At 46.7% G+C, this 23,834-nt stretch carries 16 protein-coding genes; 15 read left to right on the top strand and 1 reads right to left on the bottom strand.

Annotation, left to right across the window (positions count from 1 at the left end):
• Nucleotides 1–119: 119 nt before the first annotated feature.
• From MHB49_RS31140 to MHB49_RS31080, 13 genes are all read left to right on the top strand, one after another.
• On the top strand, nt 120–713 hold the full coding sequence (locus tag MHB49_RS31140; protein WP_405154158.1) for a hypothetical protein: 594 nt from the start codon (nt 120–122) through the stop codon (nt 711–713).
• Nucleotides 714–859: 146 nt separating this feature from the next.
• The gene (locus MHB49_RS31135; protein ID WP_090903534.1) at nt 860–1,132 is read left to right on the top strand and encodes an alpha/beta-type small acid-soluble spore protein; all 273 of its coding nucleotides are present in this window, start codon (nt 860–862) and stop codon (nt 1,130–1,132) included.
• Nucleotides 1,133–1,389: 257 nt separating this feature from the next.
• Complete coding sequence (gene metK, locus MHB49_RS31130) at nt 1,390–2,592, top strand: methionine adenosyltransferase (RefSeq protein WP_405154157.1); 1,203 nt, start codon at nt 1,390–1,392, stop codon at nt 2,590–2,592.
• 205 nt (nt 2,593–2,797) lie between these two features.
• Nucleotides 2,798–6,595 carry an S-layer homology domain-containing protein gene (locus MHB49_RS31125; protein ID WP_405154156.1) on the top strand — a complete coding sequence of 1,266 codons (3,798 nt, stop codon included), beginning with the start codon at nt 2,798–2,800 and terminating at the stop codon, nt 6,593–6,595.
• Nucleotides 6,596–6,834: 239 nt separating this feature from the next.
• Nucleotides 6,835–7,236 carry a hypothetical protein gene (locus tag MHB49_RS31120; protein WP_405154155.1) on the top strand — a complete coding sequence of 134 codons (402 nt, stop codon included), beginning with the start codon at nt 6,835–6,837 and terminating at the stop codon, nt 7,234–7,236.
• A 324-nt stretch (nt 7,237–7,560) separates the two neighbouring features.
• Entirely contained in the window at nt 7,561–10,284 is a 2,724-nt protein-coding gene (locus MHB49_RS31115; protein WP_405154154.1) for a stalk domain-containing protein, read from the top strand.
• Between the two features lie 47 nt (nt 10,285–10,331).
• Nucleotides 10,332–11,492 carry a sensor histidine kinase gene (locus MHB49_RS31110; protein WP_062321763.1) on the top strand — a complete coding sequence of 387 codons (1,161 nt, stop codon included), beginning with the start codon at nt 10,332–10,334 and terminating at the stop codon, nt 11,490–11,492.
• Between the two features lie 4 nt (nt 11,493–11,496).
• The gene (locus MHB49_RS31105; protein ID WP_063567747.1) at nt 11,497–12,219 is read left to right on the top strand and encodes a response regulator transcription factor; all 723 of its coding nucleotides are present in this window, start codon (nt 11,497–11,499) and stop codon (nt 12,217–12,219) included.
• Between the two features lie 325 nt (nt 12,220–12,544).
• The gene (locus MHB49_RS31100; RefSeq protein WP_405154153.1) at nt 12,545–12,925 is read left to right on the top strand and encodes a hypothetical protein; all 381 of its coding nucleotides are present in this window, start codon (nt 12,545–12,547) and stop codon (nt 12,923–12,925) included.
• A 526-nt stretch (nt 12,926–13,451) separates the two neighbouring features.
• Nucleotides 13,452–14,822 carry an XRE family transcriptional regulator gene (locus tag MHB49_RS31095; protein ID WP_405154152.1) on the top strand — a complete coding sequence of 457 codons (1,371 nt, stop codon included), beginning with the start codon at nt 13,452–13,454 and terminating at the stop codon, nt 14,820–14,822.
• Complete coding sequence (locus MHB49_RS31090) at nt 14,819–14,974, top strand: hypothetical protein (protein ID WP_247899597.1); 156 nt, start codon at nt 14,819–14,821, stop codon at nt 14,972–14,974. Before MHB49_RS31095 ends, MHB49_RS31090 begins: the two co-directional genes overlap by 4 nt.
• Nucleotides 14,975–15,090: 116 nt before the next feature.
• Entirely contained in the window at nt 15,091–15,276 is a 186-nt protein-coding gene (locus tag MHB49_RS31085; RefSeq protein WP_247899596.1) for an aspartyl-phosphate phosphatase Spo0E family protein, read from the top strand.
• 256 nt (nt 15,277–15,532) lie between these two features.
• Entirely contained in the window at nt 15,533–17,425 is a 1,893-nt protein-coding gene (locus MHB49_RS31080; protein ID WP_405154151.1) for a helicase-related protein, read from the top strand.
• Nucleotides 17,426–17,463: 38 nt separating this feature from the next.
• On the opposite strand, the gene MHB49_RS31075 is transcribed toward MHB49_RS31080, so the two are convergent.
• Nucleotides 17,464–17,685 (bottom strand): hypothetical protein, encoded by a 222-nt coding sequence (locus MHB49_RS31075; protein WP_405154150.1) that lies wholly within the window; start codon nt 17,683–17,685, stop codon nt 17,464–17,466.
• On the opposite strand from MHB49_RS31075, the gene MHB49_RS31070 reads away from it, so the two are divergent.
• Together MHB49_RS31070 and MHB49_RS31065 are read left to right on the top strand one after the other, a co-directional pair.
• The gene (locus MHB49_RS31070; RefSeq protein WP_405154149.1) at nt 17,686–18,444 is read left to right on the top strand and encodes a ComF family protein; all 759 of its coding nucleotides are present in this window, start codon (nt 17,686–17,688) and stop codon (nt 18,442–18,444) included.
• 328 nt (nt 18,445–18,772) lie between these two features.
• Nucleotides 18,773–23,764, top strand: a complete 4,992-nt coding sequence (locus tag MHB49_RS31065; protein ID WP_405154148.1) for a fibronectin type III domain-containing protein — start codon at nt 18,773–18,775, stop codon at nt 23,762–23,764.
• The last annotated feature ends 70 nt before the right edge of the window (nt 23,765–23,834 follow it).

Below are 23,834 nucleotides of genomic sequence, written 5' to 3'. Positions count from 1 at the left end.
CTCAGAATGCATACTTAACCTCGTTTCCGAGAAATCGGGAGCGAGGTTTTGCTTGTCCCCACAGCATTTTTTCTCTATAGTTAAAGTTAATAGATTTCCAGAGGAGGAAAATAAAATACATGAAACCTTATATGAAAGTATCCCTGGCTGCGTTGGCGATTGGTGTTGGCGTGTGGGTTGGGTCTGTATACAGCAATACGGCAATAGGTGCAGGCACAAGTCAACCCGGAACAGCAGATGATCCGGTAGTCACCAAAAGTTATGTAGATCAACAAATTCAGCAGGCGCTGGGGGGCAAAATTTCTACGGGCAGTGGTAATACCAGTAGTGGTACAGACAGTAATGCAGGCAATGGTAGCAATACCGGCTCAACTGGAACTGGAAATTCAAGTAACACAGGTGGTGATAACACGCTTCCTCCATTAGTATCCGGTGCGACAGATGCGGTTGAGATCGTAACCGTAAAGCCGGGTCAACAGCTGATCGGTAAATCCGGCGCGGAGTTCATTGTACGCAGCGGCAAAGCTGTAATCGTCAGTGAAGGTACGAATGGTGTTGCTGATCTGACGGACGGAATTGACCTGACGAATGGACAGGCAGCGCCGACCAATCACTTGCTTTCTTTTCCAAGGGATGGACGGGGTATAACGGTATTGGATGGTAACAAGTACAGTCTGACCGTTATGGTTCGCGGTGGATATTCTTTGAAGTAGTTTGAGCATTGTAACCTGAAATTATTCAATATTACGTAATAAGTTGCTGAGATTACCCAGTTCTAACAAACATTAATACGGCTAGCCAGACTTGTTCCTGCTCACTCTATAACTGTACACAACCAATAACCGGAGGTGCAGGAATCATGGCTAGAAACAACCGCAAAGTGGTACCGGAAAGTCGTCAGATGCTGGATCAGATGAAATATGAAATTGCCGCCGAGTTTGGTCTGAATGTGGGGTATGGTGGTCGAGGTCTTGCTGGTGCAGATACCGAATTTGGTTCTGAACTGGGTGAGGTGAGTGATCACTCTTACGGCCAGTATAAAGGTTGGGGTCATCTGACTTCTCGTGAGAATGGATCGGTCGGTGGAGAGATTACCAAAAGGCTGATTCGCCAGGCAGAGCAGCACTTATAGGATGTTTTCCTTATCCCCGTTTGTTTGACACCTCTTGACAAATACGTTAAGATGGCAGTTGAGGTACACAGCCTTTTCCGCTAGGGAAAGGTTGATTTTTTGTTGAGGCCATTACCTGAAAAATCCTTATCTTCGTAACTGCGGACCCTGCGTCCTTATTCCTTCCGGAAAGCTTTCGAGGGTACAGTGAACGAATCAACGTAAATGTTTTGTTCGGGCAATCGCCATACTACTCGTTATGGGAGGTTTAAACTTCAATGTCTATTAAAGGCCGACATCTATTCACATCGGAGTCTGTAACTGAAGGACATCCGGATAAAATTTGCGACCAGATCTCGGACGCCGTGTTGGACGCGTTCCTGGCGAATGATCCAAACGCTCGTGTAGCGTGCGAAGTTTCCGTAGCTACAGGACTTGTACTTGTCATCGGTGAGATCAGCTCAGCGTCTGAATATGTTGACATTCCGTCCATCGTTCGTAATACGGTTAAGGAAATCGGGTACACTCGTGCCAAATACGGTTTCGACTATAATACTTGTGCAGTCCTCACTTCTCTGAACGAGCAGTCTGCTGACATTGCACAAGGTGTTAACGCAGCTCTGGAGAATCGTGACCCTGAACAAATGGCTCGCGAAACAGAGAACATTGGTGCTGGTGACCAAGGTCTGATGTTTGGTTTTGCAACCAATGAAACACCTGAACTCATGCCTTTGCCAATCGCATTATCCCACCGTATCGCTCGCCGTTTGGCTGAAGTGCGTAAAGACGGTACATTGGAATATCTTCGTCCAGATGGTAAAACTCAAGTAACGATTGAATATGACGGTGACAAACCGGTACGTGTCGATACCATCGTCGTGTCTACTCAGCATGCTGAAGAGACCACGCTGGAGCAGATCCAAAAAGACATCAAAGAACATGTAATTTTGCCTGTCGTTCCAGCTGAATTGCTGGATGAGCAGACAAAATATTTCATCAACCCAACGGGACGTTTCGTTATTGGCGGACCTCAAGGAGATGCAGGCCTGACTGGACGTAAAATCATCGTAGATACTTACGGCGGTTATGCACGTCACGGCGGTGGCGCGTTCTCTGGTAAAGATCCAACAAAAGTAGACCGTTCCGCAGCTTATGCAGCTCGTTATGTAGCCAAAAACCTCATTGCTGCAGGTCTTGCCGACAAAGTGGAAATCCAGCTCGCTTATGCGATTGGTGTAGCCAACCCGGTATCGATCAACGTAGATACATACGGAACAGGCAAAGTCAGCGAAGAGAAATTGGTTGAGCTTGTACGCAATAACTTCGATCTTCGTCCGGCTGGCATCATCCGTATGCTGGATCTGCGTCGCCCAATCTACAAACAAACGGCTGCTTATGGTCACTTCGGCCGTACAGACCTGGATGTACCTTGGGAACAAGTGGACAAGGCAGACGTTTTGAAAGAGCAAGCAGGTCTGTAAGTTAACGATAGAGTCATGATTAGAAGTCCTTGGTTCCGATATGGAATCAGGGATTTTTTTGCATACATACATGTAGCACGATACATAAGTATTTTTAAATCCCTTTTATTTCCTTTTATCTAAAGAAAAGAGATCAGTTAGCCGACATACATAATGAGGTCTGTACATCAGACAGGAGCAGAAATATAGATAAGGGGGAAGATCAGTGAATTTGAAGAAAATTGCGAAAAAGGGCATACTCGGACTCTTGATTGTCATGCTGACGGCGCAAGGCTGGCTGACCGGTTGGAGTGGAGTAGAGCAAGGCGCTTACGCGGCTAATGAATTGATTGCTAACGGAATTATAAATACAATTCCTGCTGTGAAGGGGGAGCATATTGATGCGTCAGCGCCATTAGTTATTGAATTTGCTAAACCCGTTCAAAAGGCAGCAGACACCCAGAGTGTTATATCCATTAAACGGGTTAACGATGATTCATTGGTTTCTTCAGTAGCTGTATCCAGTCCAAATGTAACTGTTGGAAATACGGGGCCGATTACAGATCCTGCGATACCGCCTGTGGAAGACGGCACAACTACACCTATCGCAGGTGCATATGTAACGATTCAACCAGAAGCTCCTCTTCCAGGGGGAACCTATTACGTTCAGATTGACGCAAAGTCATTCGTTTATGCAGATGACAATGCTGTATTTTTTCCTGGATTAAACAAAGAGTGGACCTTTAGAACGTCGGGTATAGGTTCTACTTATATTGTAAGCAAGGTTCCTCAAAACGCAGCTAATCAGGTAACACCATCATCCAGTCTGACAATGACATTTAATCAGCCGGTAGATATGGGCGCAGGTAAACTTCAGATTTTTCAAGGGAACATTTCGGGCACGCCATTTGAGGAAATCCCTATAACGTCTGGTGCACCGCGAATTACAGGACTGAAATCAAGAATCATCACGATTGATCCTGTGAAAAACTTCAATAGCAATAGTACATATTACATCGTGATGCCTGAAGGATTTTTGCGGGATATGAACGGGAATGATATAAGTGCAATTAGCGGTATGGATTGGGGTTTTAATGTGCTGTCTGACCCTACGTCCCTCACGGTGTCCAGTCTCTCTCCCACAAATGGTACCACCAATGTGTCATTGACGGGAACTCTAACGGTTACTTTCAACAAAGAACTAGACTTGAACTTTACGGGCAAAGCAGTTCTTAAAAAGGCGAATGGGGCGATTGTTGAGTCAACGACGAATATCAACAGCTCCAACAACAGACAGTTGCTTATTACACCAGTAAGCGCATTGGATAGCAATATGAATTATGTTGTGGATATCCCAGCGAATACTTTTCGTGATAAAGCAGGGAATACATTCGCGGGTTTGAATGGTTCTACTTCATGGGCATTCAAAACATTAAGCAAAGATACAACAGCACCTGTGCTAAAGAACGCGAAAATGCATAGCAATAACACTATTCGTCTAACGTACGATGAATGGTTATACAGCACTAATTCACTCAGTAGCAGTTACACAGTCACCGTAAATGGAGAAAATCGGAACGTTAGTTCCACCTATATTTCAGGTGATAGTGTATATGTTGTATTGGATACTGGTGTAGCGGTAGGCCAGGTCGTGCGGATTGCTTATGCGCCGGGTACAGGTAATCGGCTTACAGATCAGTCTCTGAATGCTGCAGCTGCTTTTGGTGCACGGGATGTGGAGAACAGTTTAGACTCCGTCATGTCCAAGCCGCGAGAAGGTAGCGTATATTACAGTACAATTACGTTGTATTACCCTGAGACGGTATACATTACCTCAAGTGATGCAGTGAGACAATTCAGCGTAACTGCTGATCAGTCAGCTGTAGGCATTAATAGCATATCGGTCAATAATAGTTCTGTTGTGACATTGAATCTCAGTCGGTCTATTACAGATGGTGAAGTCGTTCGTGTTGCGTACACGCCAGGTTCATGGCCTGTAAAAGATACTCGTGGACAGGCTCTTGCTGGATTCAGCGGCTTCTATGTCCGAAATACGATTGATACCAAACCGCCTGAGTTCAAGAGTGCTGAGGTCAGTGGGAATAAATTATGGATTCGATACAATGAACCACTGAAAACGACGAATAAGCCGCTCAATAGCCAATATTCGGTTCTTGTGGATGGCAAGCCACTCTACGTAACGGATTCCATCATTGAAGATGATCTGGTAACGTTAACACTGGCATCCGCCGTGAAGGATACACAAAATATATCTTTATCGTATGTACCTGGAGCCCTGCGATTAACGGATCTGAATAATAACCCTGCGGGCTATCTCAATCTGACTCCAGTAACGTACACCTACGGAAATGGTAAAATTCTGTCGGCCACGCTCCAAGGAGACACCGTTCAGATAAACTTCCGTGATGCAATTCAGTCTCAGGCGACATTAACGGTAGGTCAGTTCAGTGTGGTGCTTGGCAATTCATCCACAACGGTATTGTCAGCTTCAGCTTCTGGATCAGTGGTGACGTTGAAATTGGATACCTCTACTTCATCAGGAGCAACGACAGCTGTTCAGACGGGAACAGTGAGTTATGTACCCGGCGCAGTACCATTACGGGATTCGTCGAATGTTACTATAGCGGCATTCGGTCCTCTTACGCTGCAACAATCGAGCAATAGTTCGGGTAGTGGTGGTCAAACGGGGACACGTCCTGCTTGGTTGGAGGAATTAGATTCTTCGAGTTATGGTCAGTCTTTACTTGTGATGAACAACAATACGGCTTCTGCCGTATCTGCGGTGTCACGTAATAATCGTTCGACTCGTCAATTTAATGTGGATGCGACCAAGTTGATCCAGACTTTTGAATATGCTTCAACCGTCGGGAAATTGAGTCAGCCTGTTGTGATTGAGATTCCAGATAGCGAATCCTCTGCGTATGTTGGGTTCCCATTGAATGCACTTATTCAGATTGCGGCAAGTCATCGAACGGGTACAATTGGTGTGAAATATGGGGATCGGCTCTGGACTGTACCGCTGTCTAATCTGAATTTAGCAGTTATGAGCCAGAATGTTGGAGCGCCAATCAACACAAGTACAACGACAGGAGCTGCAGCCCCATCCTTGTACGTTCAGTTAGAAACGGTTCCTGTATCTTCATCAGGTTCAATCGAAGGTTTGATTGCAGGTGCAGGGGCGCAGAAGCTTGGCAATTATACGGATGTATATGTGTTTGCTAGTAATGGAAATGCTGATCAACGTGTGGAGCAGAATATCAAAAGTCAGTTGGCCATGCAATTGTCTGCAAATACACCTAGATTAACATCCGGATTTACGTATATTGATCCAGTTACCTTTATGTTATCTAATGTACCAAGTTCTTTTAAAAGTACTGCCGGGGGTGTGGTTGTCCAAGGACAGTTGAATGGCAATCAGTCAGTAGTTCCTGTTAACCACATCGTTAGTTATCAGGATACGTATTCACACTGGGCTAGTGAAGTTATTAATGAGCTCTCTGCTAAATGGATTATTAGTGCATCGAATGGTTCCTTCTATCGGCCAAATGAGAACATTTCACGTGCAGAATTCGCAGAGTTGGTAGCTAGAGGTCTGGGGTTGAAGGGAGAACAAAACGCAGCAAGTCGTTTCCGGGATGTACGTAGTGGCAGTGTTACCAGTGCCTATATCGGTGCTGCAGCTGAAGCGGGAATCATTACAGGCAATACCGATGGGACCTTCAAGCCGGATCGTCCAATCACGCGAGAGCAGATGGCAATCATGATGGTTCGTGCCTTGAATTATGGTGGTCAACCAACTACATTGAATTCTTCAGCTGCTTCAACATTAGCTAAGTTTAAGGATAACAAAAAGATCCAGTCCAAGGATTCTGTCGCCAAAGCGGTGCAGGAAGGCATTATTCAGGGAATGACGTCAAAGACATTTGAACCTCAGGGGAATGCATCTCGTGCACAAGCAGCGGTAATGCTGAAACGTGTCTTGGATAAGTTGGGATATTTGTAAAAACGAAACGACATATTAATAGCACTCATTCTGTTCATGAATGGTCAAGATAACGGTGTGTAACAAGGTTGGAACATTTCAAGAAAGTTCATTTCTTGAGGTGTTCCTTTTTTTTAATTACAAGGAGGAAAATGTTTACATTATTTTAGTTGGAGTGGTACGCTAGTCAATAGTGAGAGAATATATATGTGAAATTACACAGTGTTGGCATACGGAACTGATAGGGAGGTAAGGATACAATGAAAATAAAGAAATCTCTGATAGCTGTATTAACTATAACGGCTGTTGTAGTAATTATTTCGGGTTCTATTTATATCGACTCTGCTAATTCTGCATTGAATGAAGATGGAGCGAAAGGAAGTAACACCACCTATCCAGTAAACCAGGCAGGGCAGACATATGGAAAATTTGGAGATTATGGCAAGGGGCTTGTAGGTCCAGATTTGGTATTGGCTGAAGCCACTAATGGGGCTATCGGTTATGTGCTAGAGGCGGATTTACAAGGACCAGATCACAGAACCCCTGAAGAAGCGTTGCAATGGCAGAGCCAGCAGAAGATGGATCGAAGCATACCTGTGTACGAGAAAGATGGAACAACAATTATCGGTGAATTTATCATGTCGAGACTTTCAGGGGAATAATAGCATCATATCAAATGGAGTTACATGTAAGAGTCGATTGAGTTCCGGCAATAGTTTCATCAGTCAAATCTAATCCAGGCAGACTTCTGATGTGCTGAACTAGGCATAGCGGAAGTCTATTTGCTCTATACGTTATTCGTATAACATAATCATAAGATGCCGTATAACCCAATAAATACCTGAATTCAGGCTCGGGGCGTAACTTTTTCCACAAAAAGTAGTCTATTAATAGAAGAGTATACTAGAAATCTCGCTGTCTGCTGCCACGTGGCAGAGATCGTGATCTCTAAGATTGATATACAAGATGGGAGAGACGTTTCAAACATGCTGGGGAAACAAGGGAAACGGCTGAACGACGTTAAGGGTAGCAAGGCGAAGAAATGGGCGATTGTGACGCTGGCAGGCGTGATCTGGATTGCACCGGTTCTGGGAGCGGGACAACAGGTGTGGTCGGGTACTTCATGGCAATCGGTGGCGGCAGCAGCCTCTACAACAACAAGCAAACTGAGTGAAGAAATTCTGACTTCGGGTGCGAAGTTAATGAAATACAATTATACAACAACACGTTCCGGCTCCAAGGTGAACGTATTGGCGGACGTCATTCAAGTGGATTTGCAAAATCCCTATGTGAAGCTGGATGTCATGACAGGCAAGGGCGGTAATCTGAATAGTAAACAAAGCACGGGTGGCATGGCTAAGGAAAATGGTGCAGTAGCCGCCGTGAACGGCGATTATTTCAATGTATCCGGGGAACTTGCCCCGATTGGTGGACAGGTCTCGGATGGGGTCCTCGTATCCACTCCATCCGAACTGTCAGGGATGTATGCCCTCACCGTAACCAAGGACGGCAAGCCGATGATTGATGAATATTCATTCGATGGCACCGTGAAGGCAGATGATGGTTCAACGTTTGCTTTGCGTGGGATAAATAAAGAGGACTACACGGTCGAATCAGGCTCGGTGAAATACAGTCACGCCAACTCAATGTATATTTATACACCGGCATGGACGTCCACGAAGCGGCCAAATGACCCTTCCACAACGCCGACCGAGGTACTTGTGCAGAACGGTGTAATCACCCAAATTTCGGATAAAAAGGCGTTGAATATGACGGTGCCGGCGGATGGGTACATTTTGCGTGCGCATGGAACGGCAGCGACATGGATTATGACTCACCTGGCGGTAGGACAGACGCTGAGTACGGATTACAAACTGAAAGCCAAAACGACGGGGGAGACCGTTGACCCAAGCAACCTGCAGATGATGATTGGTGGTCATACCATTCTGGTGAATGGTGGCAAGGCGGCTACGTTTTCCCGTGATATCGCTGCTTCCGGTATCGGTGGCATTCGTGCGAGAACAGCAGTCGGCTACTCTCAGGATGGTCGTTATGTCTACATTATTGCAGCGGAGAAAAACAGTAACAGCAGCGGTTTGTCGTTGACTGAACTGCAATCCTTCATGACCAGCATTGGTGTATGGAAAGGCATGAACCTGGACGGAGGCGGCTCCACAACGATGGTAACTCGTCCGCTTGGTGAGGAGACAGCAGGGCTTACGTTCAACACGGAGTACGGTACAGAGCAGCGTCAGGTCGTAAACACGCTGGGCGTGTTCTCAACGGCTCCGGAAGGCAAACTGAAGGGCTTTGCCGTGAGTGGCAGCCAAACGCTGCTGGTAGGCCAAGAGGGCAAGTACACCGCCAAAGGATATGACACCTACTACAACCCGATTGCCACAGGCGATATCAAGATGACGTGGAAATCGAGCAACAACGGCATTGTGAGTGTAAGCAATGGAACGATCAAAGGTGTGAAACCAGGTACAGCGACGCTGACTGCAACAAGCAATGGTGCTTCATCTTCTATTAAAGTGACCGTACTGGGCGGTAGTGAACTGGCTTCGTTGACAGCAGGGTCTGGATTGGGATCGCTCCAAGCGGGCACAACGATCTCCATTCCAGTGACGGCGAAGACCAAAAGCGGACAAAGTGTGACGGTTCCGGCGGACTCGCTGACATGGGAATTCATCGGATTCAAAGGTAAAGTGGTTGCAGACCAATTAACCATATCCTCTGTGAACTCCGGCGCTCAAGTTGGTTATGCAATCGGTCGTTATGACGGCTACAGCACAGTGGTTGTGCTCTCTGCTGCGGGAAGTGAAACGATATGGGAGAACTTCGAGAATGTAAGTTACCCGATCAACTTCACGACCAACGCATCAGGTGTAACTGGATCGGCATCCGTGACAGCGGGAACAGGTGAAAAAGCCGGTTCCAAGGTGCTGCAGCTGAGCTATGATATGACCGCAGGAATAGGTAAAATGTATGCATATGCCCAATTGAACGGTTCCACTGGCAAAGAGGTATCTGCAACAGCGACATCCATGTCGATGGATGTTATGGGAGATAAGAGTCTGAACTGGCTGCGTGCCGAATTTACCGATGCCAATGGCAAAACGGTATATGCCGATCTCGCCAAGGCGATTGATTGGGACGGTTGGAAAAAACTGAACGTAGACCTGAATGGGCTGAACATTGCTTATCCGGCGAAGCTGAAACGGGTGTATGTGGTGAATGTGGAAGAAGGTCAGGATGAGCGTGCGAAGACAGGCACGGTTGCTTTTGACAACATTGCTTTCACCATGCCATCCAAATCCAGTGAAGTGGGCTTGCCTACAGGAACTGCTTCGTTGGTGCTTGGACAGAAATCCATGACCGTAAACGGAACGAAAAAGGCAATCGATGCTGCGCCAGTACTGAAAAATGGTACAACATATGTTCCAATCAAACATGTATTGGATGCTTTTGGCGGACAGGCGACCTGGGATAGCAAAAATCAACGGATTACCGTCGTGCGTGGTGGCAAGTTGATTGATCTGGTCGTAGGTCAGAAAGAATTCATCATCAATGGCAAAAGACAAAGTGCAACAGTAGCACCTTACGTATCTGGTGGTAGGACTTTAGTCCCTCTCAGACTCGTTTCAGAGCAGCTTGGACTGACTGTAAAATGGGAACAGAACACGAAGACCGTTACCATCTCATCGTGATATGGTATGATATATACCGGAAACGATAGAAATGGAGTCGAACAAACGTGGATTTACAAGCCGATGCCATAGACCGCGTCATAAAAAACGCCATACAAGTCATGGAAAACAGTAAATATCAAATGTTTGAGATTATGGACTCGACTCGGAATGAGCTGAAAACGCTGAACGAGGAATTGAAGTCGGTTCTGAAGGAGACGGCGGAAACGATCGAGAAAGTAGATCAATTGGAGCTGAACTACCGCCGTTCCAGGATCCGGCTAACTGAGGTTAGCCGCGACTTTGTCCGTTATTCCGAGCATGATATCAAGCAGGCGTATGAGAAAGCGACGCAGTTACAGCTGGATCTGATGATTTACCGTGAGAAGGAAATGTATCTGAAAGCCCGTCGGGATGATCTGCAGAAGCGTGCCAAAAATGTGGAAGCTTCTGTGGAGCGCGCCGAAACGATCGGTTCCCAGATGGGGGTTGTACTGGAGTATCTGTCGGGTGAGCTGGGTCAAGTGACCCGCATCATTGAATCCGCCAAAAATCGACAAATGATTGGTTTGAAAATAATTTTGGCCCAGGAAGAAGAGCGGAAGCGTATTGCCCGTGAGATTCATGACGGACCTGCGCAGATGCTCGCAAATCTAGTACTTAGGACGGAAATTGTAGAAAGAATGCTCATAAAGCAGGATTTTAAGATGGTCCAGGCCGAAATAGTAGATTTGAAAGGCCAGGTTCGTTCGAGTCTTGGAGAAATGAGAAAAGTTATTTTCAATTTGCGTCCTATGGCACTGGATGACCTGGGATTGATTCCAACGCTTCGGAAGTACGTGCAGGATTTTGAAGAAAAAACAAAAATCCGCTCGCTTTTTGAAACGAGAGGCAAGGAACACCGTTTGTCTTCGGCAATGGAGGCTGCGATCTACCGCCTAGTGCAGGAAGGTCTGTCCAATGCTGCAAAGCATGCTTATCCCACTTATGTTGTGGTGGAAATTACATACCAGGCTCAGTTGGTCAAAATTGTCGTGCAGGACAATGGGCTTGGGTTCAAACCGGAGCTTCTTGCAAAGAAGAGCAAGGATCATTCCCACTTCGGTCTGATTGGGATGAGAGAGCGGGTTGAACTGTTAGAAGGAAGAATAGAGATCGAATCCGCGGAAAATCAAGGAACCAAAATAGTGATTCATATCCCGACAAACGTGGATAAGGGAAAGGAGTAGCAGGATGGAAAACCGTGATACTGGCAAGACATCGATTAAAGTTCTTTTGGCTGATGATCATCAGCTGTTCCGTGAAGGTTTGAAACGCATTTTAAATATGGAGGACGACATTGAGGTCATCGGCGAATGCGGTGATGGAATTCAGGTGCTCGAATTCTGTAATCAGGATAAACCGGACATCGTATTGATGGACATCAACATGCCGGTGGAAAACGGGGTTGAAGCGACAGAGAAATTACGTGAGCTTTTCCCGGACGTCAAGGTGATTATCTTGTCTATTCATGATGATGAGAGTTATGTGTTTGAGACGCTGCGTAAAGGTGCGAATGGCTACCTGCTGAAAGATATGGAGGCCGAGTCTCTGATCAATGCGATTCGTTCCGTTCATGAAGGGCATGCATTCATCCACCCTAAAGTAACGGGCAAACTGATCATGCAGTTGCGTCGGATGACTTACCTTAATGAGACAGGGGCAATGAGCGAGGGAGCTTCGAAGGAAGCAGGCGTTAAATTTGTCGCTGGTGACAATAATCCGCTTACTCGTCGTGAGGCTGAAGTTTTGCGTTTGATGGCTGAAGGTAAGAGCAATAAAATGATTGGTGAGTTCCTGTTCATCAGTGAGAAAACAGTAAAAAACCATGTCAGCAGTATTCTGCAGAAGATGGAAGTGGACGATCGTACGCAAGCGGTTATCAACTCGATCAAATATGGTTGGGTTACCCTTTAATATACGATTGTATTTAGATGCAATTGATTTTAGCCATTATAGGATTCTGTTTACTCGCGCCCATTCCACAATGTTGGACTGGTTAGCGGGTTGATGGACTTTATTACTGCAAATGAGCAAAGTGCGAAGTTAGGTGAACTTATGTTTAAGCTTCGGCATGAATGAGTGAACGACCTGGCCTGTCTTCTTCGTCCGGTGTCGATCAGAATGGGATATGAACGTTTGGGATTTGCAAGTGTAACCCTTCGGGGAATGCAGCATATACTGCTGTATACAGGGATGTTCGCCATGGGTGAGCATGACCTTCCGAGGAGGTGCAGTTGCCATGGTTGCTCATCTGACTATGATTCTGCTCATATACTTCCTGGCGGCAATGGCCGTTCATGCCATGCACCAGCGCCATCTTTCCCGTCCGGACCCCGAAGGCTACGAGCAAATTATGCTCATTCCTTCCAATCAGGAGCAGCGGATTGAAGGTATTGTAAGAGCGCTTTGCCGGGAATTGTTTTACCGTGGAAAGAGCTTCACATTGACAGTTGTCGCTGATCGTACGGAAGCCGAAACGGTTCGTATTATTGAAAAGCTTATGCTTAGGCAAGGAATGGAGTTATCTTACTTGTCTGCTGTCCCTACCGATATGGAACAGGGGAACCAGAGTGGGAATCATTCTATTCGCCTTATCGATTTACGTGAGCCAAAGCAGTAGATGCTTTTTTGCAGCAGTTGGGCTCATTCATCGTGCAAGCTGCTGAGACAGACTGGCTAAAGCGTGTCATCAGTCAGAATGCACTTTCAATGAAGTCATGCCAGCTTGCCCAAATAAGATTGGATTTCATCATATTCGAGATTAAAGATTACAGCTTATGCTGTAGTCTTTTTTTGTCATTGTAGCCAAGCTTGCTGTTAAATTAAATATGGGTTTTTATGCAATCTATGGTTATTGCCACTTTTGGAGCCTTATTGGGATTACCGAACAAACCTTTTTGAAATCAGAACTCTTAAGTTAAAAGTATAGACGAAGCAGATTGGAAAAAGTTTCGCATGATCAAAGAAAGATTAACGGTAATTATTGAATGGCTAAAAAGGGCCGTCGAGTGGAGAAGACAGCATCAAATTGTGTGATCAGGAATGATCGTATACCTGTATTGACCATGGGTTTAATAAATCCTATAATTCACTAAATACTGTATTTATGAATTGGAAATGGATTTTTCGGAAGGGGGTATCTTTACATGGAGCTATTGCATAAGACAATCCGTTCGGAATTTTTAAGTTATATCAATGAAAACAAGATTCTGATCTATCATTTTGCAGAGAAATCAGGTATTAATTCTGGAACTTTAAGTAGAGTCATTCATGGTTCCCAACCCTTTTCCGTTAAAATTCTGGATATAATCACTGAACATATGGGGCTTGATGAAGGGTACTTCTACGACCAGTATGTGGATGAATTGTTCAATGATTCTTCAATTAATTGGAGACGGCTTCGTCCGTTTATGATGCGTTGCTCAGAACTTGGAAAAAATGATTGTTTTGAGCGGACGGTAGATATGATGATGGAGAATGTGGCTTATATTAAACCACTATTTGAGTTTGCAGAATTATTGAATAGTGAAGGCAGAGCGGTAAGCGCTTTGATTATATATAGGAAAGTTTGTGAGGCAGAACGATATCAACATGCGGAAAGATTGGCCATTTGTCAGTATCGGATTTTTAAATTATCTATTAGTGATGATCAACACAATAATCTGGAATGTGCTGTACAATTTGAACCCTTTGTCGCAAGACTTAATGAGGTGGACCAACTGGATGCGTTGAAGGATCTGACAAATACATTTCTTTCATTAAGACGATGGGACAAGGCGAGCAAGGTTGCAGAGGAAATGGGCAGACTCGCACGCATTCAATATGAGATAAAACATAAACGAATCCGAATGGGTAAGAGTTATAATGAGCCGGCTAAACCGTTATTTGGTTACATTCTGTATGCCCACCTTATTCTCGGATCCATTGCAGAAGAGAAAGATGACTACCAGCAGGCGCTGTACCATGTATCCTGCTATGAAAACCATGATTGGATCAAAGAGAATGATACCGCAGCGGAGAAAACGAAGAGTCAATTTCGTGAATGGGCAAAAGCGAATAAATATCTGTACCAACTTGTGTCGGGAGAAGTTCATATCCTGGATGAATATGTTGAATATCTGGCTACCAAAGAAAACGAGATACTGCGTGGATTATTCAAAATTATGAAATCAGCACTAACATATAACTTGAACGTTGATCATGTGTTGGAGCGATTTCAGGACACAATAACCTCCTATATACAAGAACGAGTAACGATAGGATCCTATACGGATCAGATAATGGGGGATCGTTTTGTTCATTTTCTGGCTGATGTAGGAGATTATTACTTAGATACAGATCGTGCTCATGCTGGGATTCAATATGTTTTAAATAGTTTGGCAATCTCAGCTAATATAAAAAATGAAAGATGCATGCTTAGATGCATCTGTGCATTTGATACAGTTCGGCATCTGGCAACGGGAGACGAGCTTCATCAATATACTACAATTCTAAGAGAGGTTCGGAAGAAAAAATGAAGAAAAAAACAGTAATTCTGACTGCAATCCTTGTGATAGTTTTGTTGCTTGGTGTACCCGTGAGTACAACATCATTTGCAGAAGAGGTAGAACCTACAGCGCCAACTCCAATCGTAACAACGACAGATTCACATGGCGAAGGCGGATGGTAAACATTGCAGGGCACAATTTTGTTGTTCAAATACAACAGAGTTGTGTTTTTTGTATTTTTTGCAGAAACCTATGTTTTTACATAAAAGGTTAAACTATTCATAGAGGTGAGATTTCTATGAGATATTCTGCGAATGATAACGAAGATGATCTGGAACGTGAAAGGAAGAGTCTATACGAGCTAGTAGCAGTTTACGGATTACAGCATCCTTTAGTGATTAAGCAATCCGAGATATTGGATGAAATCATAAACCGATATAATAGAATGTTTCTTAGCCGACTTAAACAAGGTGGTACAAACTAGATTCAGAATAAAAGCATAAGAAATGCGTTTTACATAACCGATGCAAATTTAGATTGAAAGAGTAGAGCAATAGAAATAAAAAGAGATGTTGTTGTTAGTAGAACTTGTGGGAAGGTTCCACTATTGATATAGTGATAATACGAGTAGATATTGAACTGAATGAGATATGGACATGAAGCACATGCTCCGACGAATAGTCGGTAGGCATGTGCTTTTTTGCGTTTCGGGACAGCTAGCATTAAGGGAGGAGAGCAAAATGAAGGTTGGCTTATATGTGTGCCGATTGAGAGAAGAGTGGAAGATGGTGCTTTCACTGGATATTCGAGTGGATGTGGCGTGGTGGATTGAGGGGGTGAGTGGACAGCGGGTGTATCGATGGTTACTACTATGCTGGGAGTTACCTTTAAGTCAGGCCACGTGGATGATAGAGAATTTTGAGATGGAGCGAGGGATGGATCAGTGGGCAGAGGAGCATTGGCAGGTGTATATGCAGCGCAAACTGGAAGAGTACGAGCGGGCCTCCGGGGAACTGGAGGCTAGGGTAGAGATGGCGGGCAAAGCGGGGATGACTACTGAGAGAGAAGCAGAGGTGGGTGGGATGCCAGAGTCGTATCCCGCCGGGGAGTGGGCTCAGCTGGAGCGGGGCGCAGCCCTGCTGGCTGAGCGGCTTTGCGGCCGCCAATTGCTGGCGGCCGAGGCAGAGGCGCTGCTGGCGGACACGGCGCCGCAGCTTGCCTCGGTGTGGCGAGCGGCTGCGCAGCTCGCGCACCTGCGTGGGCGGCTGAGCATAGCAGCCGCCCTGGAAGGGCCTGCCACGCGGCGGCAACGCCTCCCGTGGCTTGGCCGCGCGCACAGCGCGCCCCGCTGCCGCCGATGCGGCAGCTTTGCCGGGCAGCGCGTGCCCTGCGCTGCCTGCGGCCTAGCGGCGTGCGCCTACTGCGAGGCCTGCCTCGCGCTGGGGCGCAGCCGTGCCTGCGCGCTGCTGCTGCGCAGTGCAGCGCCTGTGGCCGAGCCACGACGCGGCGAAGCATCGCGTGGCTCGGCCGTTGCCCCCACCAAGGGCGGACTTGCCCGGTGGGGGCTTAGCCCTGCGCAGAGCGCGGCGGCTGCCGCGGCGCTGGCGTTTTTGGCCCGGCCATCCGCAGGGGATGGGCCGGGGCGGTTTTTGCTCTGGGCCGTGACCGGGGCCGGCAAAACCGAAATGATTTTCCCGCTGCTCCAATACATATTGGAGCGTAGTGGACGAGCGCTTGTTGCTACGCCGCGCCGGGATGTCGTACTGGAGCTGGCTCCTCGCCTGGCAAAGGCATTCCCTGGCATCTCACTCGCTACGCTATATGGAGGCAGCACCGAGCGTTGGAAAGACGCACAGCTTACACTCGCGACCACACACCAACTGATGCGTTTTTACCAGGCATTCGATCTGGTCATTATTGACGAACTCGACGCATTTCCCTACCACAATGATCCCATGCTCGCTCATGCAGCTGCATCTTCATGCAAGCCTGATGGTCATTTTGTTTATCTGTCCGCTACGCCACCAGCCAGGCTGCAGCGGGAAGCGGCACAAGGGAAACTCACTTACGCCAGAGTTCCGGTACGCTTCCACCGCTATCCTTTACCCGTGCCGCGTTTACTGAAAATGCCTACTGTCGCCGAGTGTATTCGGAAGCGAGATCTGCCCCCCACACTAAAAAAGAGTATTCAGACTTCCTTGCAACGAGAAGCCCAGGTGTTTGTATTTGTGACACGAATCGCTCAGATTGAGGCATTTGTAAATCTCATGCGTCGCATGTTTCCGCAAATCCATATCGAAGGAACATCATCCCAAGATCCTGATCGTGCGAGTAAAGTTATTGCTTTTCGCGAACGGACCATACATCTGCTCGTAACCACCACTATCTTGGAGCGGGGCGTCACCATTCCGCGCAGCGATGTATTTATTCTGGATGCCGATAATGGTCTCTTCGACGAAGCTTCTCTGGTACAGATGGCGGGTAGAGCAGGTCGGTCCATGGATGATCCGGCAGGAAGGGTCGTCTTTGCATCATCCCGGCGTACACGTTCCCAGGTAAAAGCAGTGGCCCAGATCCAAAAAATGAACACCATCGCCCGCCGCAAAGGCTACCTTCACCCGCCAACAAATTAGTAGATACTAAGGGAGGTAACAATTCAATGTCGAACTGGCTAACTAGCATCACGGACCACTTGCACCAACTCACCCATCGCCTGCATAGTTTGCTCGCCCCACCCGGAGCGACTTGTCTGACCTGTGGTACCCGAGCAATATTGTCTCCGATTTACCCCGCCATCTGTCCGCGTTGTGTGCAGCAAATTCCATGGATTCGTTCCATTCGCTGTCTGCGCTGTGGTCGGGGGATCGGCTGCCCGGACTGCGTTCGCCCACACATGCAAAACCGTTCTTTCATCTTCAACCGCAGCGCCGTCCAGTATAACGCTCTAATGAAGGAATGGATTGGAATGTACAAATTTAGAGGACACGAGCGCTATGCGCCGCTGTTAACAGCTCTTATGATTCAAGCATTTCAAGCAATGAATGAAGAACTCAACCCTGTGTTGGCAAAAGAAACCCCCGCCCCGGTGGCTCATCCCGATGCAGCGCCGCACCACCGCCAGCCGCTGCTCCAAAACAATAAGCCGCGATGGCGGCCAGACGCGGTGACCTACGTCCCCGTCAGCAACGAACGCCTTGCCGAGCGCGGCTTCAACCAGGCCGAGCGGCTCGCAGCAGGACTCGCCGCAGCCGTTCGCCTACCAGTTGTTGATCTGCTGCAGCGGCGGATCAACACCACCAAACAAAGCTTCAAAACACGCGGCGAGCGCATTCAGACGATGCAGGATGCTTTTGCAATGCAGCCAGATGGACTGGAGTTGATGCTTGATCTCTATCAAGCCAACGCACAATTCAGGCATAAGGACATGCATTCACAGCCAGCAACAAATTCATACGCCATTGGAAAAGGAGTCTCTTCACATATCTCATCAACAACACAGGGCTGGCAGGCTTCTCCCTTACGCTTGCTAATGATCGATGATATCTACACAACCGGTAGCACCTTGGATGCCTGTGGACAGGTAATCTTAAACGCAGGATACTCTATGAACATTCCAATTGAAATCTACACGCTGACTTTGGCCAGATCCTGACCTGGATATTTGTATATTCACTTAATAGATGGCTATCTAAATGACTATTACACGCATGTCACATGGTGATATGTATTAACACTTTTATATTGAAAAGAGAACATACGTTCTTGTATGTATAGCGTTATCAATTTTGCGGGTTTTGATATACATGCATATGATTATATATTGGTTGTTTGACGAGATTATGAATGTGAATTAGACAAGAATATTTTTACATGTTAAAAAGAGGAATATGTTCTGCCATGTAGAATAGATAGTTCTGCCGTTCACCAAAGGTGACAGCACAGGGAGTGGCACAACATTTCTTTTGAAGGGGAGAACAACGGTGGTTGCAGGAAAAAGAAAAAATGGGTTTTACTTATGGACCGTCCGTTTACTGGTGCTGATGCTGGTATTCGGGCAGTTTGGCGTGTACGGGGGGAACCGTGCAGATGCTGCAACGAGTAATAGTATTGTTTCATCAAGTAATGATTATCAATATGTAATGACGAATAACAACGGTAAATTACAGGTAAACCAGAAAGATGTTGATCTCAGTTGGGTTAGATCCTACAACATTTCAACGACAGGTTACTCTTTTACAAGAAGGCAGTCCATCTTGGGATTCACCAGTGATATTACGAATATAAGCTTCGGATCGTATACATCCAAGTATAGTGGACAGATCGACAATGCATTTCTTATTGATCTAAGTAAGGTTCGTGAGAACTTCACTGAGATGACGTACAGACAATCCGGCATGGAAGTAGGGCAGTGGACGATCTCCAACTATAATGTTCTCGGTCAGCTTACACCGGTTGATGTATACAATTATGATGTTAGGCAGTTAAGTTTGGTTGTTAATGCGGATACGGGGGAGGTCGTGGACTTCTATTCTGAACTGAACCCATATTATACACGTAAAGCGGAACCGGCCTCTTTTACCAAACAGTTGGTGGACCCGGTGACGATTGACAACATGCCAGCGATTCCAGCTGGGATCACAGCAAAACAAAGTGAAAGTACAGTTAACTTGAAATGGCAGCATGCGCAGCAGGCTGTGCAATATGAAGTTGAGGAGAATGGAATCATTAAGGGGCCTTACTATGGAACAACTTTTGGTAGTGATGCATTGTTGCCTGATACGTTGTATTCCTATAGAGTACGTGCTCTAAATCAAATAGGCACTAGTGATTGGAGCCCTTTGTATGAGATCAAAACTTTGCTCCAACAGCCGGTGATTTCGGCAAGCTCCCAGGAAGGTAAAAATATTATCCAATGGAATGCGGTTGATCAGGCTGATCATTACCAATTAAAGATTGATGATGAAGCGCCTATTGAGCTTGGCAATGTGACCTCTTATGAGCATGAGGGTCTCGCGGCAAATTCAAGTCATACGTATACGCTAAAAGCTCTGTCTTCCAACAATGAGAGCGATTGGAGTAAAACTATAACGCAACTGGTCGTTCCGGACTCCGTCAGTGGTTTGAAAGTAACAGAAGCAACATTTAATAAAGTTGCTCTATCCTGGACCGCTGTAAAAGGTGCAACAGGTTACGATTTGGAGATTGACGGTAACATCGTCGCTGTGACGGGTACCACATATAGCAAAACAGGACTCATTCCTAATACAGAACATACTTTCCGGTTAAGACCTAAAAATACAGGCGGGGCAGGCAGTTGGTCTGATCTGTTAACCGTGTCTACTCAATTGAGTACACCCGTACTGAAATCAAGCCCTTCGCAGGAAGAAATTGTCCTCGTTTGGCCTTCCATTGACGGTGCTACCTCATATGAAGTGGAGGCCGATGGCGTAATTGTTGGTAATGTTGTAGATCCGACATTTACGCATACCGGACTTGCACCAGCTACTGCTCATAAATATCGTGTGCGTGCTTTGACAGATACCAATACAAGTGCGTGGACAGCCGTACTGACTCAAAATACGTTACCAGGTTCTGTTGCAGGATTAACAGTGAATTCTGTAACCAATACGGCTATAGCGTTAAAATGGACAACTGTAACTGGAGCTACCGGATACGATTTGGAAATTGACGGCACAGTTGTCGCTGTCACCGGCGCTGCCTACACGAAGAGTGGTCTTACAGCCAACACAGAGCATACTTTCCGCATCCGCTCCAAGAATGCCGCGGGAGTAGGGACGTGGAGTGATGTGATTAGCGGAACTACGCAATTGAACACTCCTGTATTGAAAGCGACGTCGGAAGAAACGGCTATTAATCTGACGTGGGCAGAAATCGCCGGCGCTACGAAATATGAAGTAGAAGCCGATGGCGTGGTAGTGGGGACGGTGAGCGAACCTTCATATACGCACATCAGTCTGCTCGCAGGGACAGCACATAAATATCGCGTACGTGCTTTGACCGACACCAATACAAGTGCGTGGACAGCTATTTTGACACAAAGCACAATCCCAGCTTCCGTTACTGGACTTACCATAAACTCCGTAACCAATACGGCTATTGCCTTGAAATGGAACGCAGTAACCGGAGCAACGGGTTACGATCTGGAAATCGACGGTACAGTTGTCGCTGTTACTGGCGCTGCCTACACGAAGAGTGGTCTTACAGCAAACACAGACCACACCTTCCGCATTCGTTCCAAGAATGCCGCAGGTGTAGGAACATGGAGTGATGTGATTAGCGGAACCACGCAATTGAGCACTCCTGTATTGAAAGCGACGTCGGAAGAAACGGCTATTAACCTGACGTGGCCAGAAATCACCGACGCTACGAAATATGAAGTAGAAGCTGATGGCGTGGTAGTAGCGACAGTGAACCAACCTTCGTACACACATAGCAGCTTGCTTGCAGGAACAGCACATAAATATCGTGTACGTGCTCTGACAGACACCAATACAAGTGCATGGACAGCCATTTTGACACAAAGCACAATCCCAGCTTCCGTCAGCGGACTGACTATTAACTCGGTAACAAATGCAGCAATAGCTTTGAAATGGAACGCAGTAACCGGAGCAACGGGTTACGATCTGGAAATCGACGGCACAGTTGTCGCTGTTACTGGTGCTGCCTACACGAAGAGTGGTCTCGCAGCAAATACAGATCACACCTTCCGTATCCGTTCCAAGAATGCCGCAGGTGTAGGAACATGGAGTGATTTTATTAGCGGAACTACGCAATTGAACACCCCAGTGTTGAAAGCGACATCGGAGGAAACGGCTATTAACCTGACGTGGCCAGAAATCACCGACGCTACGAAATATGAGGTGGAAGCCGATGGCGTGGTAGTAGCGACAGTGAACGAACTATCGTACATGCACAGCAGCTTGCTGGCAGGAACAGCACATAAATATCGCGTACGTGCTTTGACAGACACCAATACAAGTGCGTGGACAGCTATTTTGACGCAAAGCACAATCCCAGCTTCCGTTACCGGATTGACTGTTAACTCGGTAACCAATACGGCTATTGCCTTGAAATGGAACGCAGTAACCGGAGCAACGGGTTACGATCTGGAAATCGACGGAACAGTTATCGCTGTTACTGGGGCTGCCTACACGAAGAGTGGTCTTACAGCAAACACAGACCACACCTTCCGCATTCGTTCCAAGAATGCCGCGGGAATAGGAACATGGAGTGATTTGATTAGTGGGACAACCCAACTAAACACTCCGGTGTTAAAAGCAGCATCCGAAGAAACGGCTATCAAGCTGACATGGGCAGAAATCACCGACGCTACGAAATATGAGGTGGAAGCCGATGGCGTGGCAGTGGCGACAGTGAACGAACCTTCGTACACACATAGCAGCTTACTTGCAGGAACAGCACATAAATATCGTGTGCGTGCTCTGACAGACACCAATACGAGTGCATGGACAGCTATTTTGACGCAAAGTACAATCCCAGCTTCCGTTACTGGACTTACCGTAAACTCCGTAACCAATACTGCTATTGCCTTGAAATGGAACGCAGTAACCGGAGCTACTGGATACGATCTGGAGATCGACGGTACAATCGTCGCTGTTACAGGCGCTGCCTACACGAAGAGTGGTCTTGCAGCCAATACAGATCACACCTTCCGCATCCGTTCCAAGAATGCCGCAGGAGTAGGGACATGGAGTGATTTGATTAGTGGGACAACCCAACTAAACACTCCAGTGTTAAAAGCAGCATCCGAAGAAACGGCTATCAACCTGACGTGGGCAGAAATCACCGACGCTACGAAATATGAAGTAGAAGCTGATGGCGTGGTAGTGGCGAAAGTGAACGAACCATCGTATAAGCACAACAGCTTGCTTGCAGGAACAGCACATAAATATCGTGTACGTGCTTTGACCGACACCAATACAAGTGCGTGGACAGCTATTTTGACGCAAAGTACAATCCCAGCTTCAGTTACCGGATTGACTGTTAACTCGGTAACGAATGCAGCAATAGCATTGAAATGGAACGCAGTAACCGGAGCAACGGGTTACGATCTGGAAATCGACGGTACAGTTATCGCTGTTACTGGCGCTGCCTATACGAAGAGTGGTCTCGCAGCCAATACAGATCACACCTTCCGCATTCGCCCCAAGAATGCCGCAGGAGTAGGGACATGGAGTGATTTGATTAGTGGGACAACGCAACTAAACACTCCAGTGTTGAAAGCAGCATCCGAAGAAACGGCTATCAACCTGACGTGGGCAGAAATCACCGACGCTACGAAATATGAGGTGGAAGCCGATGGCGTGGTAGTAGCGACAGTGAACGAACCTTCGTACACACACAGTAGTCTGCTCGGAGGTACAGCACATAAATATCGCGTACGTGCTTTAACCGACACCAACACAAGTGCATGGACAGCCATTTTGACACAAAGCACAATCCCAGCTTCCGTTACTGGACTTACCGTAAACTCCGTAACCAATACGGCTATTGCCTTGAAATGGAACGCAGTAACCGGAGCAACGGGTTACGATCTGGAAATCGACGGTACAGTTGTCGCTGTTACTGGCGTTGCCTATACGAAAAGTGGTCTTGCAGCCAACACAGAGCACACTTTCCGCATCCGCTCCAAGAATGCCGCCGGAGTAGGAACATGGAGTGATTTGATCAGCGGAACCACGCAATTGAACACCCCTGTAGTGAAGGGAAACCCAGACAGGACCGGCATTCTATTAACATGGGATGTAGTCATTGGTGCCTCTACTTATGAAATTGAAGCGGATGGTCAAATCGTAGCGACTATAAATGATACAACCTTTATTCATTCCGATTTGCTTCCATCAAGCCTTCATAAATATCGCATTCGTGCATTGAATGACCAAAATATAAGTGCATGGACTTCTGTACTAAGCATCAAAACATTGAATTAAGGATGTAGATCAGGGGTATAGGTTGCGCATACATGCACCCTATACCCCTTTTTTATTCGCAAAGAGGCTA

It is taken from the genome of Paenibacillus sp. FSL K6-0108 (assembly GCF_045040695.1).
In the GTDB taxonomy this organism is placed as follows: Bacteria; Bacillota; Bacilli; order Paenibacillales; family Paenibacillaceae; genus Paenibacillus; species Paenibacillus pabuli_B.
The sequence above is the reverse complement of the archived record's forward strand: the minus strand, read 5'-3'. Positions and strand labels throughout refer to the sequence as shown.

Bases quoted from the DNA above. Each gene is read 5' to 3' on its own strand.
- MHB49_RS31140 (WP_405154158.1), top strand. From the start codon at position 120: ATGAAACCTTATATGAAAGTATCCCTGGCTGCGTTGGCGATTGGTGTT.
- MHB49_RS31135 (WP_090903534.1), top strand. From the start codon at position 860: ATGGCTAGAAACAACCGCAAAGTGGTACCGGAAAGTCGTCAGATGCTG.
- metK (WP_405154157.1), top strand. From the start codon at position 1,390: ATGTCTATTAAAGGCCGACATCTATTCACATCGGAGTCTGTAACTGAA.
- MHB49_RS31120 (WP_405154155.1), top strand. From the start codon at position 6,835: ATGAAAATAAAGAAATCTCTGATAGCTGTATTAACTATAACGGCTGTT.
- MHB49_RS31115 (WP_405154154.1), top strand. From the start codon at position 7,561: ATGCTGGGGAAACAAGGGAAACGGCTGAACGACGTTAAGGGTAGCAAG.
- MHB49_RS31105 (WP_063567747.1), top strand. From the start codon at position 11,497: ATGGAAAACCGTGATACTGGCAAGACATCGATTAAAGTTCTTTTGGCT.
- MHB49_RS31100 (WP_405154153.1), top strand. From the start codon at position 12,545: ATGGTTGCTCATCTGACTATGATTCTGCTCATATACTTCCTGGCGGCA.
- MHB49_RS31095 (WP_405154152.1), top strand. From the start codon at position 13,452: ATGGAGCTATTGCATAAGACAATCCGTTCGGAATTTTTAAGTTATATC.
- MHB49_RS31090 (WP_247899597.1), top strand. From the start codon at position 14,819: ATGAAGAAAAAAACAGTAATTCTGACTGCAATCCTTGTGATAGTTTTG.
- MHB49_RS31085 (WP_247899596.1), top strand. From the start codon at position 15,091: ATGAGATATTCTGCGAATGATAACGAAGATGATCTGGAACGTGAAAGG.
- MHB49_RS31080 (WP_405154151.1), top strand. From the start codon at position 15,533: ATGAAGGTTGGCTTATATGTGTGCCGATTGAGAGAAGAGTGGAAGATG.
- MHB49_RS31070 (WP_405154149.1), top strand. From the start codon at position 17,686: ATGCAAAACCGTTCTTTCATCTTCAACCGCAGCGCCGTCCAGTATAAC.